This is a genomic window from Caballeronia sp. NCF2 (assembly GCF_023631205.1).
Lineage (GTDB): Bacteria > Pseudomonadota > Gammaproteobacteria > Burkholderiales > Burkholderiaceae > Caballeronia > Caballeronia zhejiangensis.
In genome coordinates this window covers 195,082-216,635 of sequence record NZ_JALQDN010000002.1, presented here as the reverse complement: position 1 = coordinate 216,635, position 21,554 = coordinate 195,082, and the positions used below count along the sequence as shown (strand labels likewise).

The following is a 21,554-nucleotide window of genomic DNA, read 5'->3' as shown; positions in this document are numbered from 1 at the left end:
CTGCGCGGCGCCCCCGACGCGCAAGGAATGCGAGGCCGCGAGCGTGTTACCGGAAACATCTGACGCATGGCGGCGCAGCGTTTGCAAGAGTCGTGCGCCGCTGCCGCGTCAGAAAGAATATCCGTTCGGGCCGGAGCATGGATCGGCCGATCGGAATAAGGGTTTATACCAGCGTCGAAAATGACGTTTCGGTACAATTCGAGCCTTCAACTCCGCCTCGGCGCCTGCATCGCTCAATCCGACGATGCGCCCAGACGTGACATCTCCTTCTCTTCCGCCATGCCTCTGCCTCTTTTCGCTCTCGCCATTGCCGCGTTCGGCATCGGCACGACGGAATTCGTCATCATGGGCCTGTTGCCCAACGTCGCGCGCGATCTCGCGGTGACGATTCCGGCGGCGGGCATGCTCGTGTCCGGCTATGCGCTCGGCGTGACGGTCGGCGCGCCGATTCTGGCCGTCGTCACCGCGAAGATGCCGCGCAAGAAGGCGCTGATGAGCCTGATCGGCGTGTTCATCGTCGGCAATCTGCTGTGCGCGCTCGCGCCGAACTACTGGGTGCTGATGGGCGCGCGCATCGTCACCGCGTTCTGTCACGGCGCGTTCTTCGGCATCGGCTCGGTGGTCGCGGCCGATCTCGTCGCGCCGAACCGCCGCGCGCAGGCCATCGCGCTGATGTTCACCGGCCTCACGCTCGCCAACGTGCTCGGCGTGCCGCTCGGCACCGCGCTCGGCCAAGCGGCCGGCTGGCGCTCGACGTTCTGGGTCGTCACGCTGATCGGCGTCGCGGCGGCGGGCGCGCTGCATGTGTGCCTGCCGAAGCACATCGAGATGCCGGAAACCAGCATCCTGCGCGAATTCGACGTGCTCAAGAACCCGCAAGTGCTGATGGTGCTCGGCATCAGCGTGCTCGCGTCGGCCAGTCTTTTCTCGGTGTTCACGTATATCACGCCGATTCTCGAAGACGTGACGGGCCTTTCGCCGCACGCGGTCACGTATGTGCTGCTGCTGTTCGGTCTCGGCCTGACGGTCGGCAGCACGCTCGGCGGCAAGCTCGCGGACTGGAAGCTGCTGCGTTCGCTGCTGTCCTTCCTGCTCGCGATCGTCGCCGTTCTGACGATCTTCGCCGGCACGATGCATCAGCCGGTCGCCGCGATGATCACGATCTTCTTCTGGGGCGTGCTCGCCTTCGCGATCGTGCCGCCGCTGCAAATGCTGATCGTGAACCGCGCGAGCGATGCGCCGAATCTCGCATCGACGTTGAACCAGGGCGCGTTCAATCTCGGCAACGCGACGGGCGCGTGGCTCGGCGGCTGCGTGATCGGCGCGGGCGCACCGCTCACGTCGCTGCCGTGGGTCGGCGTACTGATGGCGGTGAGCGCGTTCGGCCTGACGCTGCTCTCGGCGACGCTCGACAAGCGCGCGCGCCGTCTTTCGATCGGACAACCCGCCTGAGTTGCTTCGGGCAGTACGTTGCATGAAAGGCATTCTCTCGCGCGATTTTCTCGCGCTGATTCTGAGCGTCGCGGTTGTCGGCCTGGGGCTCGGCGCGACGCTGCCGCTGACGTCGCTCGCGCTGACGCAATCGGGTTTTGGCACGGACATCGTCGGCTGGATGACGGCGACGCAGGCGCTCGGCGGGCTCATGGTTGCGCCGGTGGCGAGCCGCTTCGCGGGGCGTTGCGGGGCGCGCGAGACGATCGTCGGCACGGTGATCGTCGCGGCGTTCTCGACTATCGCGATGCAGTTCACCGTGAACCTGTGGCTGTGGGCCGTGCTGCGTTTTCTGTGCGGCGCGGCGCTGATGCTGCTTTTCACGATCGGCGAAGCATGGGTCACGCAACTCGCCGACGACTCCACGCGCGGCCGCGTCGTCGCGATCTACGCGACCAACTTCACGCTCTTCCAGATGACGGGCCCGGTGCTCGTCAGCGTGATCGGCGGCTTGCCGTCGATGCGCTTTGCCATCTGCGGGGCGATCTTTCTGCTGGCGTTGCCCGCGCTCGCATCGATACGCGGCGCGCCGCACGCGCTGGCATCGGAAGAAGGCGAGCACGGCGACTGGCGCAGCGTGTTGCCGCGCATGCCCGCGCTCGTGATCGGCACGGGCTTTTTCGCGCTCTTCGACACGCTCGCGCTCTCGCTGATGCCGCTTTTCGCGATGTCGCACGGCGTCGGCGAGGATATCGGCGTGCTGTTCGCATCGGCGATCCTGCTCGGCGATACGACGATGCAGTTCCCGATCGGCTGGCTCGCCGACCGCATCGGGCGCGCGAAGGTGCATGCGGGCGCGGGCGTGGTCGTCGCGCTGCTGCTGCCGCTTTTGCCTTGGGCGATCGCGTATCCGTGGATCTGCTGGCCGCTGCTCTTCGTGACCGGCGCGGCGGCGGGCAGCGTGTACACGCTGTCGCTCGTCGCGTGCGGCGAACGCTTTCGCGGACCGTCGCTGGTCTCGGCGACGGCGATTGTCGGGGCTTCGTGGAGCGTCGCGAGTTTCGGCGGACCGATCGTCGCGGGCACGCTGATGCAGCGCGTCGGCGCCGATGCGCTCATCGGCGTGCTGACGGCGGCCGCGTGCGCGTTTCTCGCTGCGGCGTGGTGGGAGCGGCGCGGTTAGGAGTTCGAGCGTGTCGTTCGGCGCGAGGTCGGCGGTATACTTTTCCGGCCTTCAATTCCGCTACGAGGCATCAAGGAAACGTATGAGCGCTTTACCTCCCTGTCCGCAATGCCGGTCGGCATTCACCTATGAAGATGCGGGCATGTACATCTGTCCCGAATGCGCGCACGAATGGTCCGCGCAGACAGATACCGCATCGGAGCCCGCCGCGAAGGTCTATCGCGATTCCGCGGGCAACGTTCTTCACGATGGCGACACCGTCACCGTCATCAAGGATCTGAAGCTCAAGGGCGGCGGTGGCGTCGTCAAGATGGGCACCAAGGTCAAGAACATCCGGCTCGTCGACGCCGATCACGACATCGACTGCAAAATCGATGGCTTCGGCGCGATGAGCCTCAAGACCGAGTTCGTCAGGAAAGCCTGACCCGCAACGACCGGCCGCGGTGTTTCACCCGCGCGCCGGCAAAATCCGCCCCGCGCATTCGCCGAAGCCCACGCGATATCCCTCGCCCTGGCACCATCCGCGCAGGGTGATTTCATCGCCGTCCTGTAGAAACGCGCACTCGCCGCCCTCTTCCAGCTTCACGGGCCGCTGGCCGTTCCAGGTGCTTTCGAGCAGGCTGCCGCACGAATCCGGCGTCGGCCCGCTTATCGTGCCCGATCCCATCAGATCGCCGACGCGCGTATTGCATCCGCCAACCGTGTGATGCGCGAGTTGCTGCGCCATCGACCAGTACATCAGCTTGAAGTTGGTGCGTGAAATGGTCGTCGGCGTGTGCGCGCCTTCCGGACGCAGCGTGACTTCCAGTTCGATATCGAACGCGTGATCGCCTTCGTGACGCAGATACGCGAGCGGTTGCGGATCCTGCGCGGGCGTCGCGGTGCGAAACGGTTCGAGCGCATCGAGCGTGACGATCCACGGCGAGATCGTCGTCGCGAAGCCCTTCGAGTTGAACGGGCCGAGCGGCACGTACTCCCATTGCTGGATATCGCGCGCGCTCCAGTCGTTGAGCAGCACCATGCCGAAGATATGCGCCTCCGCGTCCTCACACGCGATCGGCTCGCCGAGCGCATTGCCGCGCCCGATGATGAAGCCCGTCTCCAGTTCGATATCGAGCTTGCGGCACGCGCTGAAGATCGGGCGCTCTTCGTTCGGCAGCTTGATCTGACCGTTCGGGCGGCGCACGGGCGTGCCGCTCACGACCACCGACGACGCGCGCCCGTTATAGCCGACCGGCAATTCCGACCAGTTCGGCAGAAGCGCGTTCTTCGGATCGCGGAACATCGAGCCGACGTTCGTCGCGTGCTCCTTCGACGAATAAAAATCCGTGTAGCCAGGAATCTCGACCGGCAGATGCATCGTCGCATCGGAGCGCGGCACGAGCGCGCGGCGGCGCAAGGCTTCGTCGTCGCGCAACGTCGCATTGCCGTGCGCGAGCAACGCGGACAGCGCGATACGCACGCCTCGCCACGTCTCGCGTCCGAGCGCGATGAAGTCGTTCAGGCGCGATGCGTGGAACGTGCCGCGCGCATCGATCAGACGCGCGTCTTCGAGCACGGCGAGATCGGCGATCCAGTCGCCTATCGCGACGCCCGCGCGCGGCTGCGCGTTCACCGCGTCGCTGAATATGCCGAACGGCAGGTTCTGAATCGGGAAGTCGCTCGCGGGATCGTTCGCGGATTCGATCCAGCTCTTCAAAGTGGGCGCGAGTGTGGCCTTCAGCGCGTCGATCATCGTTGCTCCGGGTTGAAGTGTTTCGTGAGACCTTGCCAGCACTCGTAATAATTCGCCTGCAACTGCGCGGTTTCGAGCGCGAACTGAGTCGGCTTGATGAGCGTGCGCGTCTCGAACATGAAGGCCATCGTGGCGTCGACTTTCGCGGGCTTCGACGTATCGCTCTTCGATGCCTTCTCGAACGTTTCCGCATCCGGCCCGTGCCCCGACATGCAGTTGTGCAGGCTCGCGCCGCCGGGCACGAAGCCTTCGGCCTTCGCGTCGTAGACGCCGTGCACGAGTCCCATGAACTCGCTCGCGACATTGCGATGAAACCACGGCGGCCGGAACGTATCTTCCGCGGCGAGCCAGCGCGGCGGGAAGATCACGAAGTCGATGGAATCGACGCCCGGCGTGTCGCTCGGCGATTGAAGCACGAGAAAGATCGACGGATCCGGATGGTCGTAGCTGATCGAGCCGATGGTGTTGAAGTGGCGCAGATCGTACTTGTACGGCGCGTAATTGCCGTGCCACGCGACGACATCGAGCGGCGAATGACCGATGTCCGCGCGCCAAAGCACGCCGTTCATCTTCGTGACGAGTTCGAACCTGCCTTCGCGGTCTTCATACGCGGCGTTCGGCGTGAGGAAGTCGCGCGGATTCGCCAGCCCGTTCGAGCCGATCGGACCGAGATCGGGCAATTGCAGCAGCGCGCCGAAGTTTTCGCAGATGTAGCCGCGCGCTTCGCCATCGGGCAGCGTCACCGAAAAGCGCACGCCGCGCGGAATCACCGCGATTTCGTGCGGCTCGATATCGAGCTTGCCGAGTTCCGTGAAGATCGCGAGACGTCCCTGCTGCGGCACGATCAGCAATTCGCCGTCGGCGTTGTAGAAGAAGCGGTCCTGCATCGAGCGGTTCGCGGCGTAGAGATGGATCGCGCAACCGGACATCGATTCCGCGGCGCCGTTGCCGACCATCGTCACCCAGCCGTCGATGAAATCGGTCGGCGCGGCGGGCATCGGCAGCGGATCCCAGCGCAACTGGTTCGGCGGCGTCGGCGGAACATCGGCGAAATTGGCCACGAGTTTGGCGCGCAGCATGTCGGCGGGAATGCGCGTGAACGGCTTGTGCACGGCCGCCGGACGTATCCGATAGAGCCACGAACGGCGATTGTGCGCGCGCGGCGCGGTGAACGCGGTGCCCGAAAGCTGCTCGGCGTACAGGCCGTAAGCGGCGCGTTGCGGCGAGTTGCGGCCGATCGGCAACGCGCCCGGCAGCGCCTCCGTGGCGAAGTCGTTGGCGAAACCCGATTGATAGTGCTGGTTCGCGTCCGTGTGCGTCTCGAACGTTGGCATGGTCGGAATCCTCGACGAAAAGTGCAACGGTTCAGGCGACGGCGCCGTGCGCGGCATGTCGTCGCTGCAATTTACGGATGGTAAAACCAATTACGATTAGTGAAATTCATCGTATACCCTTAATCGACGGGCCTCGCCGCGCATATCAATATGTGAATTTGGTGCTGGACGTGGCGTTGCGCGCTGATACCATCGACCATTCGAATGAAAATTGCCCGGTACGGCACGCCTCACGAACTCGACGCTCCATCCATGATCGCCCCGTCCTTGCCTGAACTCGTCGCCCGCGCCGCGGAACATCCGTTTCTTGGCGCGCATGTCGTGCTTGGCGAGAACGAGCACGCCGGTCAGGCGATCGCGCACTACCGCGATTTGTGCATTTCGAGCGCCTACGAGCCGATCTTCGATGTCGGCACGCACAGCTTTCCGCAGACTTTGAGCGCATCGCCGGAGAGCGCGGAGCGTTTCGGCGATGAACTCGGCGTGCAGGCGTTGACGCTCATTCAGGGCGATGCGCCGCGCGATCCGTTCGGACAACTGGAAGACGATCGCGAGCTGGTCGTGCTGGACCGGCTGTCGCGCGCGCTGCATGCGTTCAATTTCTTCGGGCCGCATCGGCCGGGGCTTTTGTTTCTGCGCGTGCATGAGCGGCTATTGAAGAGCGTGAAGTATGACCACGGACTGCACTTCTCTTCCGTCCTGATGGAGTTCGGGATGAACCCGTCGCGGGTGGTGATCGAATTGCCTGCGGCGGCGGTCGCGCACAAGACGTTTCTTGGGTATCTCACGAAGAGCTATCAGCATTACGGATTCAAGGTCGCGGGGAATCTGCCGAATGCCGGGCAGATCATGGCAGTGTCGGATATGGCGCGGCTCGATTTCATCAAGATGGATGCGGCGCAGGCTTTACGGGACTCGGTGGTGAAGCATCTCGTGGCGTATGCACATCGGTTGAGGATTCCGCTCATCTTTTCGAATGTCTGCGATGAGGCGCAGTTCAATGCGCTTCAGCAGTTCGATGTGCATTTCGTGCAAGGACCGGTGTTTGATGCGCATCCGAGTTTGCATGCGCGGTGACGTGTTTTTTTCGGGGTCTTGGTTGTCGTTGGATCCCGTATTCGTGTCGGTCTATTAGCACTGCCCCTGTGCGGGGCGGCACTCACTTTCTTTGCTGCTGCAAAGAAAGTAAGCAAAGAAAGCAGCTTCCGATACGCCCGCGGTCACACGCAATTTGGGTAGTCCTCTCGTCCATCGTGGGCTGCCTAAAGAGTGCCCTCAAACACCTAATCGGGCTTGGATCGCGCACGGTCCGTCTCATCGCACCACACGCCAAACGGGTTCAGCACAAAATAGCTCCGGCCCGCTTCGCGGCCGACCGGTCAATCGGGGAGGCAGGCGCTTCGCTCCTAACATCTTTAGCACACTGCGCGCGCAAACCGATGGTTTCCCTTGCAGACCCAGCGGCAGCGCGTAGCGCTGTGCCGATGCTGTTTCGTGCTGAACCAGTGTCCTTGGAAAACTAGCTCGTCAGACCGTGCGCGATCCAAGCCCGATTAGGTGTTTGAGGGCACTCTTTAGGCGAGTGCCCCCTGTGACGAGAGGACTACCCAAATTGCGTGTGACCGCGGGCCTGAAAAGCTGCTTTCTTTGCCTACTTTCTTTGCAGCAGCAAAGAAAGTAGGTGCCGCCCCGCACAGGGGCAGTGCAAATAGACCGACGCGAAGACAGGATTTCATGAAGGCGCAGACCCACGCGCTGGGAAATCGGCTCGAACACCGCCCCCGATCCGAAGGCATCTGGCTCGCTTAGTGCCGAAAGCATCACCGCTACGGGTTATTCCCGATCTCCCGCTGCCGCATCGCTTGTTGCACTGCAACGCCGCTCGCGAGCGCTCCACCACTCGCCTTCCCAACGCTCAAAGGCGCGCGAATTGCGCCGCATTGCGGCAAACCCCACCCCACCTCGCGCCTTGACTTTCGCCGAACCGAATACGATCATTCGATCATCGAACGAGCAAATGTTCACTCAAACCGCCTTGACCGCCGCCGTCGTGGCGCCAAAGCGACCAGCCGCCCGCGAAGAACGGGCGCGCCGCCATTCAGAGGAAGAGACGACATGACGAACGAAGCCAACGTGATCCTGCACATCGGCGCCGGGTCTTTTCATCGCGCGCATCAGGCGTGGTATCTGCATCGACTGAACGAGTCGGGCGACAAAAGCTGGTCGCTCGCGGTCGGGAATATTCGCGGCGACATGAACGCCGTGCTCGATGCCCTCGCCGCGCAGAACGGCGAATACACGCTCGAAACGGTCACGCCGAAGGGCGAGCGCGAATACGAGACGATCCGGGCGATCAAAAAGGTCGTGCCGTGGTCCGCGGATCTCGCCGAACTCGTCGCCGTGGGCGCGGACCCGAAGACGAAGATCGTGTCGTTCACCGTCACCGAAGGTGGCTATTACCTCGACGAGCACGACAAGCTCGACACCGCGAACCCCGATCTCGCCGCCGACCTCAAGGGCGCAAAAACCACGATCTACGGCGCGCTCGCCGCGATCCTCGATGCGCGCATGAAGAATGGCGCGGGCCAGGTATCGCTGCAGAACTGCGACAACCTGCGCAGCAACGGCGACCGCTTCAAGGCGGGCATGCTCGAATTTCTCGAACGGCGCGGCGAGACCGCGCTGCGCGAGTGGATGATCGCGAACACGTCGTGTCCGAACGCGATGGTCGATCGCATCACGCCGCGCCCGACACCCGACGTCGCCGAACGCGTGAAGGCCGCGACCGGCTTCGACGACAAAGCGCCCGTGATGGGAGAAAAGTTCATCCAGTGGGTGATCGAAGACAGCTTCATCGCCGGGCGGCCCGCGTGGGAGCAGGTCGGCGCGGAGATGGTCGAATCGGTGCATCCGTATGAGGAGGCGAAAATCCGCATCCTCAATGCGAGCCATAGCTGCATTGCGTGGGCGGGCACGCTCGTCGGGCTGCAATACATTCACGAAGGCACGCAGGACATGGAAATCCGCGCGCTCGCCGACGCCTACGTCACCGACGACGTGATTCCCTGCCTCACGCCGAGCCCGATCGATCTCGAGAAATATCGCGATGTCGTGCTCGACCGCTTCAGCAATCCGTACATCAAGGACACGAACCAGCGCGTCGCGGCGGATGGCTTCTCGAAGCTGCCGGGCTTCATCGCGCCGACGCTCTCGGAATGCTTCGCGCGCAAGGTCGATCCCGATTCGACCGCGATCCTGCCTGCGCTCTTCTTCCGCTTTCTCGAACGCTGGCACGAGGGCAAGCTGCCGTATGCCTATCAGGATGGCGTGATGGATCCGGCGGTGGCGCACGGCTTCTTCACGTCGCCCGATCCGGTCAAGGCCTTCACGAGCGACAAGCTCCTGTGGGGCAGCATGGCGCAGACCGAAGGCCTCGAACGCGTGATGCGCAGCGCGATTGCGAAAGTCGATGCATGGCTCGCCAATCGGCCGTAGGCGGCAAGCGGCCATAAGCGGCCATAAGCCCGCTGTTATCGCCGCGTTAATGGCATCGCGAAACTGCAAGCCGCGCCGCTCGGGTAATGTGCTCATGGCGCGGCGTCGCGCGTGGCGTTAAATTAGCGCCTCCCGCCGATATGGCGTCCCGCCTGGTTTCTGACCAAGTTCGATTCCGGCAACGACAAAGGGTCCGTTCATGTACTTAGGCATCGACCTCGGCACCTCCGAAGTGAAAGTGCTGCTGCTCGCGAGCGACGGCAGCGTCGTCGGCACGGCCGGCACGCCGTTCACCGTTTCGCGTCCGAAGCCGCGCTGGTCGGAGCAGAATCCGCTCGACTGGTGGGAAGGCACGCGCGCCGCGCTCTTCAAGCTGCGCGAGAAATTCCCGGATGAGTTCGCGCAGGTGCGCGGCATCGGTCTGTCCGGTCAGATGCACGGCGCCGTGCTGCTCGATTCGCAGGACAAGGTGCTGCGTCCCGCGATCCTGTGGAACGACATGCGCAGCGACAAGGAATGCGCCGAGCTCTACGAGCGCGCGCCGAACTTGCACGAGATCGCCGGCAATCTGGCGATGCCTGGCTTCACCGCGCCGAAGCTGCTCTGGGTCGCGCACAACGAACCCGATGTCTTCCGTCAGACCGCGTGCGTGCTGTTGCCGAAGGATTATCTGCGGATGCATCTGACGGGCACGAAAGTGTCCGATCCATCCGATGCCGCGGGCACGCTCTGGCTCGATGTCGCGCGCCGCGACTGGTCCGACGAGTTGCTTGCCGCGTGCAGCATGTCGCGCCGGCAGATGCCGTCGCTCGCGGAAGGCAGCGCGCCCTCGGGCACCTTGCGGCCCGAGCTCGCGCGCGAATTCGGCTTGCGCGAAGGCGTGATCGTCGCGGCGGGCGGCGGCGACAATGCCGCGAGCGCGGTGGGCATCGGCGCGACCGATCCGGGCGATGGTTTTCTGTCGCTGGGCACATCGGGTGTGCTGTGCGTCATCGGCGATCGCTTTCGGCCGAACCCGGCTTCGGCCGTCCACGCGTTCTGTCACGCGATTCCGGATCGGTGGCATCAGATGAGCGTGGTGCTGTCGGCGGCAAGCTGTTTGCGCTGGGTGTGCAAGCTGACATCGACGGATGAGCCGACGCTGCTCGCGGAAATCGAATCTTTGCCTGTCGATGTTTTGTCGTCTGCGCCGTTGTTTTTGCCGTATCTGAGTGGTGAGCGCACGCCGCACAACGATCCGTATGCGCAGGGCGTGTTCTTCGGCATGACGCACGCGACCGATCGCGCGTTGCTCGGCTATTCGGTGCTCGAAGGCGTGACGCTCTCCTTGACCGATGGCCTCGATGCGCTTCAATCCGCGGGCACGCAGGCGCGCGCGCTATCGATGCTCGGGGGCGGTGCACGTAGCGCGTATTGGGCGCAGATGTTCGCCGATGCCTTCGATACCCCGACGCGCACGCACGGCGGCGGCGAGACCGGCGCGGCGCTCGGCGCGGCACGGCTCGGGTGGCTTGCGGCGGGCGGCGATCCGGCGACGGTGCTCGCGAAGCCCGAGATCAAGCAGGAATTCACGCCGAATTCCGAACGGCATGCGTTGCTGCGGCAGCGGTTGAAGGGGTTTCGGGAGCTGTATCAGCATGTGAGGCCGTTGTTCGATTCGGCGCGGCCGCGGTTGGCTTGATTTTGTATTGGTATTGAGCTTCTATGAAGCGTGTGGGCGGTGCGGGGTTTGGCGCTTTGTTTCTCTTCGCCGGATCCCGTTGTCGTGTCGGTCTATTAGCGTTGCCCCTGTGCGGGGCGGCAGTCACTTTCTTTGCTGCTGCAAAGAAAGTAACCAAAGAAAGCAGCTCGACACGCCCGCGGTCACACGCAATTTGGGTAGTTCTCTCGTCCTCGGTGGCACTCGCCTAAGTGTCGCCCTCAAAGGACCAATCGGGCTTGGATCGCGCACGGTCTGACGAGCTAGTTTTAGATGGCCGCTGGTTCAGCACGAAAGAGCTTCGGCACAGCGCTACGCGCTGCCGTTGGGTATGCAAGGGAAACCAAAGGGCGGCGATTGCAGTGAGATGGAGACGTTAGTAGAGAAGCACGCGCGGACCCGATTGACCGGTCGGCCGCGAAGCGGGCCGGAGCTATTTGGTGCTGAACCAGTTTGGTGTGTGGTGCGATGAGACAGACCGTGCGCGAGCCAAGCCCGATGGGGCCTATGAGGGCACTCTTTAGGCAGCCCACGATGGACGAGAGGACTACCCAAATTGCGTGTGACCGCGGGCGTATCGGAAGCTGCTTTCTTTGCTTACTTTCTTTGCAGCAGCAAAGAAAGTGAGTGCCGCCCCGCACAGGGGCAGTGCTAATAGACCGACACGTAATCAGGATTCCACGACAAACACCCTCGCCAGAAAGCGAAAATCAAAAACCAAGAACCGAAAACCAAACCCCCAGTGCCCAAATCCACTGAAAAACTCGATCTCGCAACGCGCGCAGCGTGGCTCTACTACGTCGCCGGCAACACCCAAAACGAGATCGCCGAAAAGCTCCAGATCTCGCGTCCGGTGGCGCAGCGCCTCGTCGCCTTCGCGGTCGAAAAAAACCTGATCCGCGTGCGCGTCGATCACCGCATCGCCGATTGTCTTTCGCTCGCCAAAGCGCTGAGCGACCGCTACGGCCTCGCGATGTGCGAAGTCGTGCCCATCGACGGCGATGCGCCCGAACAGGTCGACCGCAAGCTCGCCGTCGCCGGCGCGCAGGTCATGGAGCGCTATCTGCTCGAAGAAAAGCCGCTCGTCGTGTCCATCGGCAGCGGGCGCACGCTGAAAGCCTGCGTCGCGCAGATCGGGCAGATCGACCGGCCGCAGCATCGTTTCGTGTCGATGGTCGGCGCAATCGCGCAGGACGGCTCGTCGAATCGTTACGACGTCGCGCAGCAGCTTTCGGAAAAGACCGGCGGCAAGCACTTCATGCTGCCCGCGCCGCTCATGGCAGATAACGTCGCCGAGCGCGCGCAGTGGGTCAATCACCGGCTGTATCGCATCGTCGGCGAACTCGCGCAGAAGGCGGACGTGGCGTTCGTCGGCATCGGCAACGTGGGCGTGAATTGCCCGCTGCACGAGGACGGCTTCATCACGCGCGCGGAAGTCGATGAAATGATGTCGGCAGGCGCGGTCGCCGAATGGCTCGGCCTGCCGATCGATGCAGACGGCCGCCGCGTGCAATCGAAGACCGGCGCGCGCGCGACGAGCCTCGCGCTCGACTCGCCGCCCAAACGTCCGACCATCGGCTTCGCGGGCGGCGAGCGCAAGCGCGAAGCACTGGTCGCGGCGTTGAAGGGAAAGTGGCTGTCGGGACTCGTCACCGATGAACTGTGCGCGAAGGCCGCGCTCGAAGCCTGACGGCTCAGAAGTCGATTTCCGCTTCCACTTCCTGTCCGATCTCCAGCGCAACGCCCTCGCCTTCCAGAACGATCGCGTTCTTGCCGAAGGTGAGCGCGCCGTCGAACTGGTCGCTGCCACGGTACGCGCTCATCGTGTCGAGCGGTTCGTGCGGCCATGCCGGGTTCGGCGCGCCCGTCGCCTGATCGATCGACGGAATCGGACAGCGCGTGCAGAGCTTCACGAGCCGCAATTGCGCATCGCCGATCCGCATTTCGCCGACGTAGTCCTCTCCGTAAGCATCGAGTCCGCCGATCACGAGGTTCGGGCGGAAGCGATTCGCCGCGATGCCCGGCGCGCCTTTGGCCGACAGCCGCGCGTTGAGATCGTCGAGCGATGCCTGACCGACGACCAGCAACGGAAACTGATCCGCGAAACGCGTGTGCGTGGATTGCGGCGCGGTCCATTTATCGCTGACATCGCGGCGGGATGCCGGTGCGAATCGCGTGAGCCGCGCGGATACGCCGAGGAACGTGCTGAACCAGTGCGCGGCTTGTTCGCCCGCGTCGAGCGCATCGACGGTGTCGCGCCAGACGGTCGCGCGAATCGGCTTCGCATCGGCGAGCGCTTCGGCGCGCAAGGGCGTGCGCAGGGTCGGCATGCCGGGCGCGTCGATGACGAGATCATCGGCATCGAACGCGGTGCGGACCAGCGCCATGCGCGGATGCGAGCGTTGCGTGAACATGGCGCCGGCGGTGTCGATCACCATCCAGTGGCGGTCGTATTCGAGGCCGGTCTCGAAGAGCGTCGCGCGGCGCAGTGAAATGCCCGCGCAGGACTTGATCGGATAGACGAAGATTTCGTTCAGGACGGGCATGGCGGTATGGGGGTTCGGCGCCGGTCATCGGATGTGGCCGGTCGAAAGCCGAGATTATCGCGCATCGCCCGATACGGGTACGGTTTTACGACGCCCTCATCATCGCTGCGGCAAGTTCCAGCCCTAGCTTGTATTCGGGCGAACGCGGGCCGGCTTCGATGAGCGCATCGATCCTGTTCGTGTCGAGATTGGCATCGCCGGCGAAGAGCAGCCTGCGGATGGCGCCGATCGCCAGGCCGACTGTCTGATCGATGACGGGCGCGTCGAGTGCATCGTACGAAATCGTCGTTGCGCTCATGTATTCCGGCGTTGCGAGGAACGGAACGACCAGCTGGCCGGACAGCCCGTCGAAGTGCAGCCAATGCCTGAAAAGCATGTCGACCGGCACGGCCTGGTCTTCCGACGCTGAATACAGCGTACGAAGTTTCTGCTTTCCCTTCGGCGTGACAACGTACGCCGCCGCACAAAACGCGTAGGTTGCCCTCGCGTCGAACAAACTGACATTGTCGAAATAGTGACGGCCATCGCCGAGCAATTGCGGATTCGCGCGGCCGTTCATGCGCTTCTCCGCCTCCAGCAGCAGAAGGGACACGCGGTCGAATACGGGTGCGCAATCGAGGAACATCAGGTCGAGGTCGGGATTGTTGCCGATGTGCGCCGCGAGTATGCGATCGTTGATGAGCGTCGGAAAGAGCGGGCTCAGTTCCACGTCGTCTTCCAGCACGACGGTGGCGGTGTCGGCGGAGGAGTTGAGGATTACCCGTTCGTGCGATTGCCGACATGCCCAGACGCAGTTCTTGCCCGCGTTGTCGAACGGTCCTTGGGCGATGCCGTCAACCGCGGCGAAACGCACGATTCGATCCTGATAGCCGATGCTCGCCAGTTGCGTCTCCATCGACTTGCGCCGATCCTGACTCCGATCCAGATTGATGAAATAGCCGTCGAAACGCACTGCTTCTCCTTGTCGCGTCAGGTGCATAAATGTGCACGACATGCTAGCGGCTCGCTGTCGTGATTTGATTAGGAGGAAGCCGAGAGAAACAAGGATTTGACGCGGATCATCGATTTGCAGGCAACTCAAATGATTAATCGATGCGCTGGTTCCTTTTGAGCGACATTGGGACGTAAGCTACGCGCCGACTTTATTCCTTCACTATTAGTAATGCCAAAAATATCAATCGTCGTTCCAACCTATAACACCTAATCGCATATCGTCGAAACGTTGAAATCGTTGCTCAATCAGGACGCCGACTTCGAAATCCTCGTTCTCGACGACGCCAGCACCGACGACACGCTCTCACTCGTTCGAAGCCTGAACGACGAGCGCATCCGCATCTTCCCGCTCGAGCACAATCAGGGCCGCCCTGCCAACGCCAATCGCGGTTTCGATCTGTGCCGGGGCGAATACATCGCGCGCATCGATCACGACGATCTGGCCGAACCGGGGCGTCTCCGAAAACAGGCAGATTTTCTCGATGCGAATCCGGATGTGACCGTGGTCGGCTCTCAGATCAGGCTCTTTGGCGACGAAGAATCCATAACCGACTTTCCGCTCGACGATGCGACCATCAAAGGCCGCTTTCTTCTCGGAGCGGCTTATCTAGCCAATCCGAGCACCATGTTCCGGCGCGCGTTCATTCATTAACACGCTATCCGCTACGACCCGAATCTCGATATCGTCGATGCCCTGATCAAGCTGCACCGATCCGTAGGCGTTGCCATCTCCGATATCGATATGACTTGGGGCGCAAGCCGCGTCGAGCTCGAAGGCCGGTTGCTGGGAATGCTCGACGAAGTCGTAAAGGCCCGCGAGCAAGTCTATCCGCGCAGTCCGGAGCACATTGCGCTTTGCACCGAAGCCCTTTGGGAAGGTGTCAGGTCGAATAACGCGGCATAAAACGAAAAAGCGCGGTCCCGACGAACCGCGCCCGCAACACCCGAGGAACGCTCAAGCCGCCGTCGCGTGCTCCCGCAGCCACGAATCGACCACCTTGCGCGTAAACGCCTGCCCTTCCGCGTTGAACAGATGACAATGCTCAGGCGACGCGCCGAGCTTCAGCTTCTCGCCACGCGCGTGCTTCTCCAGCGGCGGAATGCGCGAGATCAATCCATCCGGCGCGACTTCGGTTTCCGCGTACAGATATGCCGCATCGCCGAGCGTCTCGACGGTCATCGCCGTCGCGGAGAGACCGTAATCGCCCGCTTCCGGCGAATTCGGCTGCAGATGCTCCGGACGAACGCCGACCGTCACCGCATCGCCCGGCTTCGCATTGCCCGGCAGCACGCCGACGAGTTGCGTCTCGCCCGTCGCGTACTTCACGAGGACGCCGTCGTTTTGCACCGCGGCGACGGTGCCCGACAAAAAGTTCATCTTCGGCGAGCCGATGAAGCCCGCCACGAACCGGTTCGCCGGCGCGTGATAAAGCGTGTTCGGCGTGCCGACCTGCTCGATGTTCCCCGCCGACAGCACCACGATCTTGTCCGCGAGCGTCATCGCTTCGACCTGATCGTGCGTCACGTAGATCATCGTCGTCTTGAGATCGTCGTGCAGGCGCGCGAATTCCAGGCGCATCTTCACGCGCAGCGCGGCGTCGAGGTTCGAGAGCGGCTCGTCGAAGAGGAACACCTTCGGCTTGCGCGTGATCGCGCGCCCGATCGCGACGCGCTGACGCTGGCCGCCCGAAAGCTGCTTGGGCTTCCGATCGAGCAGATGATCGATGTGCAGAATCTTCGCGGCGTTCTTCACGGCGGCGTCGATCGCGGGCTTCTTCTCGCCCGCGAGCTTGAGGCCGAACGCCATGTTGTCGTACAGCGTCATGTGCGGATAAAGCGCGTACGACTGGAACACCATCGCGATGCCGCGCTTCGCGGGCGCGAGCTCATTCACGCGCGCATTGTCGATCATCAGGTCGCCGCCGCTGATGTCTTCGAGGCCGGCGATCATCCGCATCAACGTCGACTTGCCGCAGCCCGACGGGCCCACGAACACGACGAACTCGCCGTCGTTGATATCGAGGTTGATGTTGCGCATCACCTCGGTTTCTTCATAACGCTTGCTGATGTTGCGAAGTGTCAGGCTAGCCATGGTGTGTGTCTCCAGTCTTCATTGGCGATGCGATGAAACGCCATCGCTATCTGAGTTCGAACGTCGCGTTCTGCACCCATTGCTCGACGAGCGCAGGCAGTCGCGTCATGTCGTCGAATACCGCCTGCGCGCCCGCTTTTTCGAGCGCGCCGATCTGCCCTTCGGTCGCGTGTCCGCCGCCGATGAAGCCGAGCACCGGCATGCCCGCCGCGCGCGCCGCCGTCACGCCGGTCACGCTGTCTTCGACGACGAGGCAGCGCAGCGGATCGATGCGCATCGCGCGCGCCGCCGCGAGATACACGTCCGGCGCGGGCTTCGGATTCGCGACCATGTCCGCGCAGAAACGCCGCTCGCCGAAAAAGCGCAGCAGACCCGTGCGCTGCAGCACGGCATCGACATACGTCGAGAAGCTGTTGCTCGCGCACGCCTTCGTGAAGGGCACGGCCGCGAGCGCCTCGGCGATGCCCGGCACGGTCGGCGCCTGCATCGCCGCGGCTTCGACGGCCCGCCGGATGGCGACGACCTGATCGTGCGTCAGCGTCCGGTTCACCGTATCGGCGGCGCTGGCGAGCACGGCCTCGATGCGCAGGCCGAGCAGCGGCATCACGACCGGCTCGACATCGACGCCCGGCCACAGCGCCTGCAACTCGGCGACGAGCACGCGCGCCGCCACCGTTTCGCTGTCGATCAGCACGCCGTCGCAATCGCAGATCAGCAGGCGATCTTCGAGATTGGCGTCTCGGGATGGAGTGAGATTCACGAGTGCGTCCTCACTTCACCGCGCCAAACGTAAGGCCGCGCACCAGTTGCTTCTGCGAGACCCAGCCGACGATCAGAATCGGCGCGACCGCGAGCAACGAAGCCGCCGAGAGCTTGGCCCAGAACAAGCCTTCCGGACTCGAATACGACGCGATGAACACCGTCAGCGGCGCCGCGTTCGAGCTCGACAGGTTGATGCTCCAGAACGCCTCGTTCCACGACAGGATGATGAGCAAGAGCCCCGTCGATGCGAGACCGGGCAACGCCATCGGCATCAGCAGATAGACGATTTCCTGCCACGTCGTCGCGCCGTCGATGCGGCCCGCTTCCAGAATGTCCTTCGGCACTTCGTTGAAGTACGTGTAGGCCATCCATACGGCGATCGGCAGATTGATGAGCGTGTACACGATCACGAGGCCGGACACGGTATCGAGCAGGCCCGTGTTCTTCCACAGCAGATAGATCGGCACGAGCACGCCGACCGACGGCATCATCTTCGTCGACAGCATCCACAGCAGCACCGACTGCGTCTTCTTGGTCGGAAAGAAGGCCATCGCGTAGGCGCACGGCACGGCGAGGATCAGGCAGAGCACCGTGACGCCGACCGAGATCAGCACCGAATTCCACGCGAAACCGAAGTAATTGCTGCGCGCGAACACTTCGCGGAAGCTCTCCAGCGTCGGCGTGAAGAACAGCGACGAGGAATACGCCTGCTGCTCGGTCTTGAACGCGGTGATCGTCATCCAGAAGATCGGGAAGAACAGCAGGATCGACACGATCCACGCGACGATGCCAGGCACGATGTTCTTCGCATGGCCGAGCGCGGAAGTCCGCGGCGGAACATTGACCGATTGCGTGCTCATGACTCGTACTCCCCTTTGAGGTTCTTCGCGAGCATTCTCACGAGGAAGAACGCGACGATGTTGGCGAGAATCACCGCGAGAATGCCGCCCGCCGATGCAAGGCCGACGTCGAACTGCTGCAGGCCGAGCGCGTAGATCAGGTACGACAGATTCGTCGTCGCGGTGCCGGGACCGCCGCCCGTCGTCGTATAGATTTCCGCGAAAATCGACAGCAGGAAGATGGTTTCCATCATCACGACCACGGCCACCGCGCGCTTCAAATGCGGCAGCGTGATGAAGAAGAACATCGCGAACGGACCCGCGCCGTCGATGCGCGCCGCTTCCTTCTGCTCCTGATCGAGCGACTGGATCGCCGTGAAGAGAATCAGGAAGGCGAACGGCAGCCACTGCCACGCGACGATCACGATGACCGCGAAAAGCGGATAGTCGGCGAACCAGTCGATCGGTTGCATGCCCATCGAGCGCATCAGGCTGGCGATCAGGCCGTACACCGGATGCAGGATCATGTTCTTCCAGATGAGCGCGGAGACCGTCGGCATCACGAAGAACGGCGCGATCACGAGCAGACGCGCGATGCCCTGTCCGAAGAACTTGCGATCGAACAGCACGGCGAGCAGCACGCCGCCTACGACCGTGATGACGAGCACCGACACGATCAGCGTCAGCGTATGTCCGATGGACGGCCCGAACGCGGGATCGGTGACGAGAAACTCGAAGTTGTCGAAGCCCGCGAAACCTTTGACATCGGGATTCAGCAGGTTGTAGCGCGAAAACGAGAACCAGATCGTCATCGCGAGCGGAATGGCCATCCACAGGAAGAGCAGTCCGGTCGACGGCGAGATCAGCCATCGCACCGACTTCGCGCGGCGCTTGTCGCGTTCGGCGGCGGACTCCTCCAGATGATGATCGGTGATGGGGGGATTCAGTTGACTCATCGTGTCACCTCTCGATGATGCTTCCCGGGCCGCATCAGGCGACGCGGCCCGTTACCACAGGAATTACTTCTGATAGCCCGCTTGCTTCACGGCGCGATCCGCCGCGGCATTCGCGGCCTTCAACGCCTGATCGACGCTCGTCTGTCCGGCGACGACGCCCGCGATCGACTGGCCGACCACCGTGCCGAACGACTGGAACTCCGGAATGCCGACGAACTGGATGCCGCTATACGGCACCTTGTGCAGCGTCGCATCGTTCGGATCGGCGGTTTCGATCGCCTTCAGCACGAAGTCGCCGAAGGGCGCGGCCTGCTTGTACTCGGGGCGCGCGTAGGTCGACTTGCGCGTGCCCGGCGGCACCGATGCCCAGCCTTCGTCCTTGCCGACCATCTCGATGTATTCCTTCGACGTCGCCCACGCGGCGAACTTCTTCGCGGCTTCCTGCTGCTTCGACGTCTTCGGGATCGCGAGCGACCACGACCACAGCCAGTGCGAGCCCTTCGGCGTGACGGCGACGGGCGCGGCGGCGAAGCCGATCTTGTCCGACACCTGCGATTGCGACTTGTTGTAGAGCATGCCTGCCGCGACCGTCGCATCGATCCACATCGCGCACTTGCCGGACGACATCAGCGTGAGGTTCTCGTTGAAGCCGTTCGAGCTCGCTCCCGGCGGGCCGTCGTTCTTCAGCAGATCGGCGTAGAAGCCGACTGCCTTCTTCCATTCGGGCGTGTCGAGCTGCGCCTGCCACTTCTCGTTGAACCACTCGCCGCCGAACGTGTTCACGACCGTCGACACGTACGCCATGTTCTCGCCCCAGCCCGCCTTGCCGCGCAGGCAGATGCCGTACTGGCCTTTGGACTTGTCGGTGAGCTTGTCGGCGAACTGCTTGATCTGGTCGTAGGTCGGCTGATCGGGCATCTTCAGTCCCGCGGCCTGGAACAGATCCTTGCGGTAGTACGTCATCGAACTTTCGACGTAGAACGGCAGCGCATACAGCACGCCGCCCGACGAGAGGCCGTCACGCGCGGTCTTCACGACATCGTCGAGATCGTAGTTGGCGGGCAGGCCGGTCATCGGCGAGAGCCAGCCGCGCTTGCCCCACTGCGGTGCTTCGTACGTGCCGATGGTGATGACGTCGAACTGGCCGCTGTTGGTCGTGATGTCGGTCGTGGCGCGCTGGCGCAGCACGTTCTCTTCGAGAATCACCCATTTCAGCTGGATGTCCGGATTGGCCTTTTCGAACGCCGGCGCGAGCTTCTTCAGCTCGATCATGTCCGGATTGTTCAGCGTCGCGATGGTGATGGTCGTCGCGGCATGCCCCGACAGCGGCACGAGCGCGGCCGCTGCAAGCGCGGCGGACAGCGCCGCGGTCGCGAACGGAGCGCGACGCGCGCGCGGTTGTGCTCGAACGATGCGTTGAGTGCGTTTCATTGAGTTCGTCTCCTTTTTGTTGGCACGGGCGCCGTGGTGGTCTCGCTGCATGACGCAAGCGCCGTGGATGCCGCTGCCTGCTTTTTGAGGGTGCGCGATCGTGGATCGCGTGGTTGCCGGGGTTATCCTTGTTGCCGCCCTTGCCTTCGCCGACTTGGCGCCATCGACTCGACGCCGTTTCACTATAGACGGTGCTTCCCGCGCTTCAAGCTGCGTGGCGCGCGTGCGGCGCGTCAGCTCATCCAGTTGCCGCCGTCGACATTGAGCGTCTGCGCGGTGATGTAATCCGAATCCGATGACGCCAGAAAGAGCGCCGCGCCCGTCAGATCGTCGGGCACGCCCATGCGTCCAAGCGGCACTTCTTCGCCGACGAGCCGTTTCTTCTCGCCGAGCGGACGATTCTCGTAACGCGCGAAGAGCGCGTCGACTTCCTTCCACATCGGTGTGTCGACGACGCCCGGCGCGATGCCGTTCACGTTGATGCGCTCTTTCGCGAGCGCGAGCGCCGCCGATTGCGTATAGCTGATGACCGCCGCCTTGGTCGCGCAGTAATGCGACACGAGCGCTTCGCCGCGCCGCCCGGCCTGCGATGACATATTGATGATCTTGCCGCCGCGCCCCTGCTCAACCATGCGCTGCGCGACCGCCTGCATCAGAAAGAACATCCCTTTGACGTTGACCGCGAAGAGGCGGTCATAGACGTCCCGGGATTCGTCGAGGATCGGGCGCATGTCGAAAAGCGCCGCGTTGTTGAAGAGAATGTCGATGCCGCCGAACCGTTCGACGGTGCGCGTCACGATGCGTGCGATGTCGTCGCGCTGAGTGACGTCGGCCTTCAGCGCGAGCACGCGGTCGGCCACGTCCGCGAAGCGCTGGGCCATGTCGTCTTCGTTCTTCACATCCACGACGACGACGTTCGCGCCTTCTTCCAGATAGCGCCGCGCAACTGCTTCGCCGATGCCGCTCGCGGCGCCCGTGATGATCGCGACCTTGTCTCTCAATCTCACCGATGTCTCCGATAGTTTTTTGTCCCTCGCGGCGAGCGAACGCTCCGCGAA

General features: G+C 63.2%; 18 protein-coding genes. 8 read left to right on the top strand and 10 right to left on the bottom strand.

Going from position 1 to position 21,554, the window contains the following annotated elements; translation table 11 throughout:
* Nucleotides 1–279 precede the first annotated feature (279 nt).
* The 3 genes from NCS02_RS03170 to NCS02_RS03160 all read left to right on the top strand — a co-directional run bounded on the left by NCS02_RS03170 (nt 280) and on the right by NCS02_RS03160 (nt 3,038).
* Nucleotides 280–1,452 (top strand): MFS transporter, encoded by a 1,173-nt coding sequence (locus tag NCS02_RS03170; protein ID WP_033537120.1) that lies wholly within the window; start codon nt 280–282, stop codon nt 1,450–1,452.
* A 22-nt stretch (nt 1,453–1,474) separates the two neighbouring features.
* On the top strand, nt 1,475–2,614 hold the full coding sequence (locus NCS02_RS03165) for an MFS transporter (protein ID WP_244807731.1): 1,140 nt from the start codon (nt 1,475–1,477) through the stop codon (nt 2,612–2,614).
* 82 nt (nt 2,615–2,696) lie between these two features.
* A complete protein-coding gene (locus NCS02_RS03160) occupies nt 2,697–3,038 on the top strand; it encodes a zinc ribbon domain-containing protein YjdM (RefSeq protein WP_244807730.1) in 342 nt (113 codons plus the stop codon).
* Between the two features lie 24 nt (nt 3,039–3,062).
* Here the strand turns inward: NCS02_RS03160 and fahA are convergent, their stop codons facing one another.
* Both fahA and hmgA read right to left on the bottom strand, forming a co-directional pair.
* On the bottom strand, nt 3,063–4,349 hold the full coding sequence (fahA, locus tag NCS02_RS03155) for a fumarylacetoacetase (RefSeq protein WP_244807729.1): 1,287 nt from the start codon (nt 4,347–4,349) through the stop codon (nt 3,063–3,065).
* On the bottom strand, nt 4,346–5,683 hold the full coding sequence (gene hmgA / locus NCS02_RS03150) for a homogentisate 1,2-dioxygenase (protein WP_244807728.1): 1,338 nt from the start codon (nt 5,681–5,683) through the stop codon (nt 4,346–4,348). Before hmgA ends, fahA begins: the two co-directional genes overlap by 4 nt.
* A gap of 252 nt (nt 5,684–5,935) precedes the next feature.
* Here hmgA and NCS02_RS03145 point away from each other — a divergent pair, with 252 nt between their 5' ends.
* The 4 genes from NCS02_RS03145 (at nt 5,936) to NCS02_RS03130 (ending at nt 12,567) form a co-directional block, all read left to right on the top strand.
* On the top strand, nt 5,936–6,760 hold the full coding sequence (locus NCS02_RS03145) for an EAL domain-containing protein (RefSeq protein ID WP_008351242.1): 825 nt from the start codon (nt 5,936–5,938) through the stop codon (nt 6,758–6,760).
* Between the two features lie 1,038 nt (nt 6,761–7,798).
* Nucleotides 7,799–9,178, top strand: coding sequence for a D-arabinitol 4-dehydrogenase (dalD, locus tag NCS02_RS03140; protein WP_244807727.1), 1,380 nt, complete (start codon nt 7,799–7,801; stop codon nt 9,176–9,178).
* 199 nt (nt 9,179–9,377) lie between these two features.
* Complete coding sequence (xylB, locus tag NCS02_RS03135; protein ID WP_034474392.1) at nt 9,378–10,859, top strand: xylulokinase; 1,482 nt, start codon at nt 9,378–9,380, stop codon at nt 10,857–10,859.
* A gap of 760 nt (nt 10,860–11,619) precedes the next feature.
* Nucleotides 11,620–12,567, top strand: coding sequence for a sugar-binding transcriptional regulator (locus NCS02_RS03130; RefSeq protein WP_008351245.1), 948 nt, complete (start codon nt 11,620–11,622; stop codon nt 12,565–12,567).
* 4 nt (nt 12,568–12,571) lie between these two features.
* On the opposite strand, the gene NCS02_RS03125 is transcribed toward NCS02_RS03130, so the two are convergent.
* Both NCS02_RS03125 and NCS02_RS03120 read right to left on the bottom strand, forming a co-directional pair.
* Nucleotides 12,572–13,423, bottom strand: a complete 852-nt coding sequence (locus tag NCS02_RS03125; protein WP_244807726.1) for an MOSC domain-containing protein — start codon at nt 13,421–13,423, stop codon at nt 12,572–12,574.
* 85 nt (nt 13,424–13,508) lie between these two features.
* Nucleotides 13,509–14,375 (bottom strand): glycosyltransferase family protein, encoded by an 867-nt coding sequence (locus NCS02_RS03120; RefSeq protein WP_244807725.1) that lies wholly within the window; start codon nt 14,373–14,375, stop codon nt 13,509–13,511.
* Nucleotides 14,376–14,633: 258 nt separating this feature from the next.
* Here NCS02_RS03120 and NCS02_RS03115 point away from each other — a divergent pair, with 258 nt between their 5' ends.
* On the top strand, nt 14,634–15,068 hold the full coding sequence (locus NCS02_RS03115; protein WP_342346276.1) for a glycosyltransferase family 2 protein: 435 nt from the start codon (nt 14,634–14,636) through the stop codon (nt 15,066–15,068).
* Between the two features lie 303 nt (nt 15,069–15,371).
* Here NCS02_RS03115 and NCS02_RS03110 read toward each other — a convergent pair whose 3' ends face one another.
* The 6 genes from NCS02_RS03110 to NCS02_RS03085 form a co-directional block, all read right to left on the bottom strand.
* Nucleotides 15,372–16,508, bottom strand: a complete 1,137-nt coding sequence (locus NCS02_RS03110) for an ABC transporter ATP-binding protein (RefSeq protein ID WP_008351252.1) — start codon at nt 16,506–16,508, stop codon at nt 15,372–15,374.
* Between the two features lie 46 nt (nt 16,509–16,554).
* Nucleotides 16,555–17,268, bottom strand: a complete 714-nt coding sequence (locus NCS02_RS03105; RefSeq protein WP_244807723.1) for an HAD family hydrolase — start codon at nt 17,266–17,268, stop codon at nt 16,555–16,557.
* 10 nt (nt 17,269–17,278) lie between these two features.
* Nucleotides 17,279–18,130, bottom strand: coding sequence for a carbohydrate ABC transporter permease (locus NCS02_RS03100; protein WP_008351255.1), 852 nt, complete (start codon nt 18,128–18,130; stop codon nt 17,279–17,281).
* Entirely contained in the window at nt 18,127–19,065 is a 939-nt protein-coding gene (locus tag NCS02_RS03095) for a carbohydrate ABC transporter permease (protein WP_008351256.1), read from the bottom strand. Before NCS02_RS03095 ends, NCS02_RS03100 begins: the two co-directional genes overlap by 4 nt.
* 63 nt (nt 19,066–19,128) lie before the next feature.
* Entirely contained in the window at nt 19,129–20,496 is a 1,368-nt protein-coding gene (locus tag NCS02_RS03090; RefSeq protein ID WP_008351257.1) for an ABC transporter substrate-binding protein, read from the bottom strand.
* 233 nt (nt 20,497–20,729) lie between these two features.
* Nucleotides 20,730–21,503 (bottom strand): L-iditol 2-dehydrogenase, encoded by a 774-nt coding sequence (locus NCS02_RS03085; protein WP_250522880.1) that lies wholly within the window; start codon nt 21,501–21,503, stop codon nt 20,730–20,732.
* Nucleotides 21,504–21,554 lie beyond the last annotated feature (51 nt).

What these genes read in the sequence shown, in the direction of transcription:
- fahA (WP_244807729.1), bottom strand. Translation starts at nt 4,349, where the DNA reads ATGATCGACGCGCTGAAGGCCACACTCGCGCCCACTTTGAAGAGCTGG.
- dalD (WP_244807727.1), top strand. Translation starts at nt 7,799, where the DNA reads ATGACGAACGAAGCCAACGTGATCCTGCACATCGGCGCCGGGTCTTTT.
- NCS02_RS03145 (WP_008351242.1), top strand. Translation starts at nt 5,936, where the DNA reads ATGATCGCCCCGTCCTTGCCTGAACTCGTCGCCCGCGCCGCGGAACAT.
- NCS02_RS03165 (WP_244807731.1), top strand. Translation starts at nt 1,475, where the DNA reads ATGAAAGGCATTCTCTCGCGCGATTTTCTCGCGCTGATTCTGAGCGTC.
- NCS02_RS03095 (WP_008351256.1), bottom strand. Translation starts at nt 19,065, where the DNA reads ATGAGTCAACTGAATCCCCCCATCACCGATCATCATCTGGAGGAGTCC.
- NCS02_RS03100 (WP_008351255.1), bottom strand. Translation starts at nt 18,130, where the DNA reads ATGAGCACGCAATCGGTCAATGTTCCGCCGCGGACTTCCGCGCTCGGC.
- NCS02_RS03160 (WP_244807730.1), top strand. Translation starts at nt 2,697, where the DNA reads ATGAGCGCTTTACCTCCCTGTCCGCAATGCCGGTCGGCATTCACCTAT.
- NCS02_RS03110 (WP_008351252.1), bottom strand. Translation starts at nt 16,508, where the DNA reads ATGGCTAGCCTGACACTTCGCAACATCAGCAAGCGTTATGAAGAAACC.
- NCS02_RS03090 (WP_008351257.1), bottom strand. Translation starts at nt 20,496, where the DNA reads ATGAAACGCACTCAACGCATCGTTCGAGCACAACCGCGCGCGCGTCGC.
- xylB (WP_034474392.1), top strand. Translation starts at nt 9,378, where the DNA reads ATGTACTTAGGCATCGACCTCGGCACCTCCGAAGTGAAAGTGCTGCTG.
- NCS02_RS03170 (WP_033537120.1), top strand. Translation starts at nt 280, where the DNA reads ATGCCTCTGCCTCTTTTCGCTCTCGCCATTGCCGCGTTCGGCATCGGC.
- hmgA (WP_244807728.1), bottom strand. Translation starts at nt 5,683, where the DNA reads ATGCCAACGTTCGAGACGCACACGGACGCGAACCAGCACTATCAATCG.
- NCS02_RS03125 (WP_244807726.1), bottom strand. Translation starts at nt 13,423, where the DNA reads ATGCCCGTCCTGAACGAAATCTTCGTCTATCCGATCAAGTCCTGCGCG.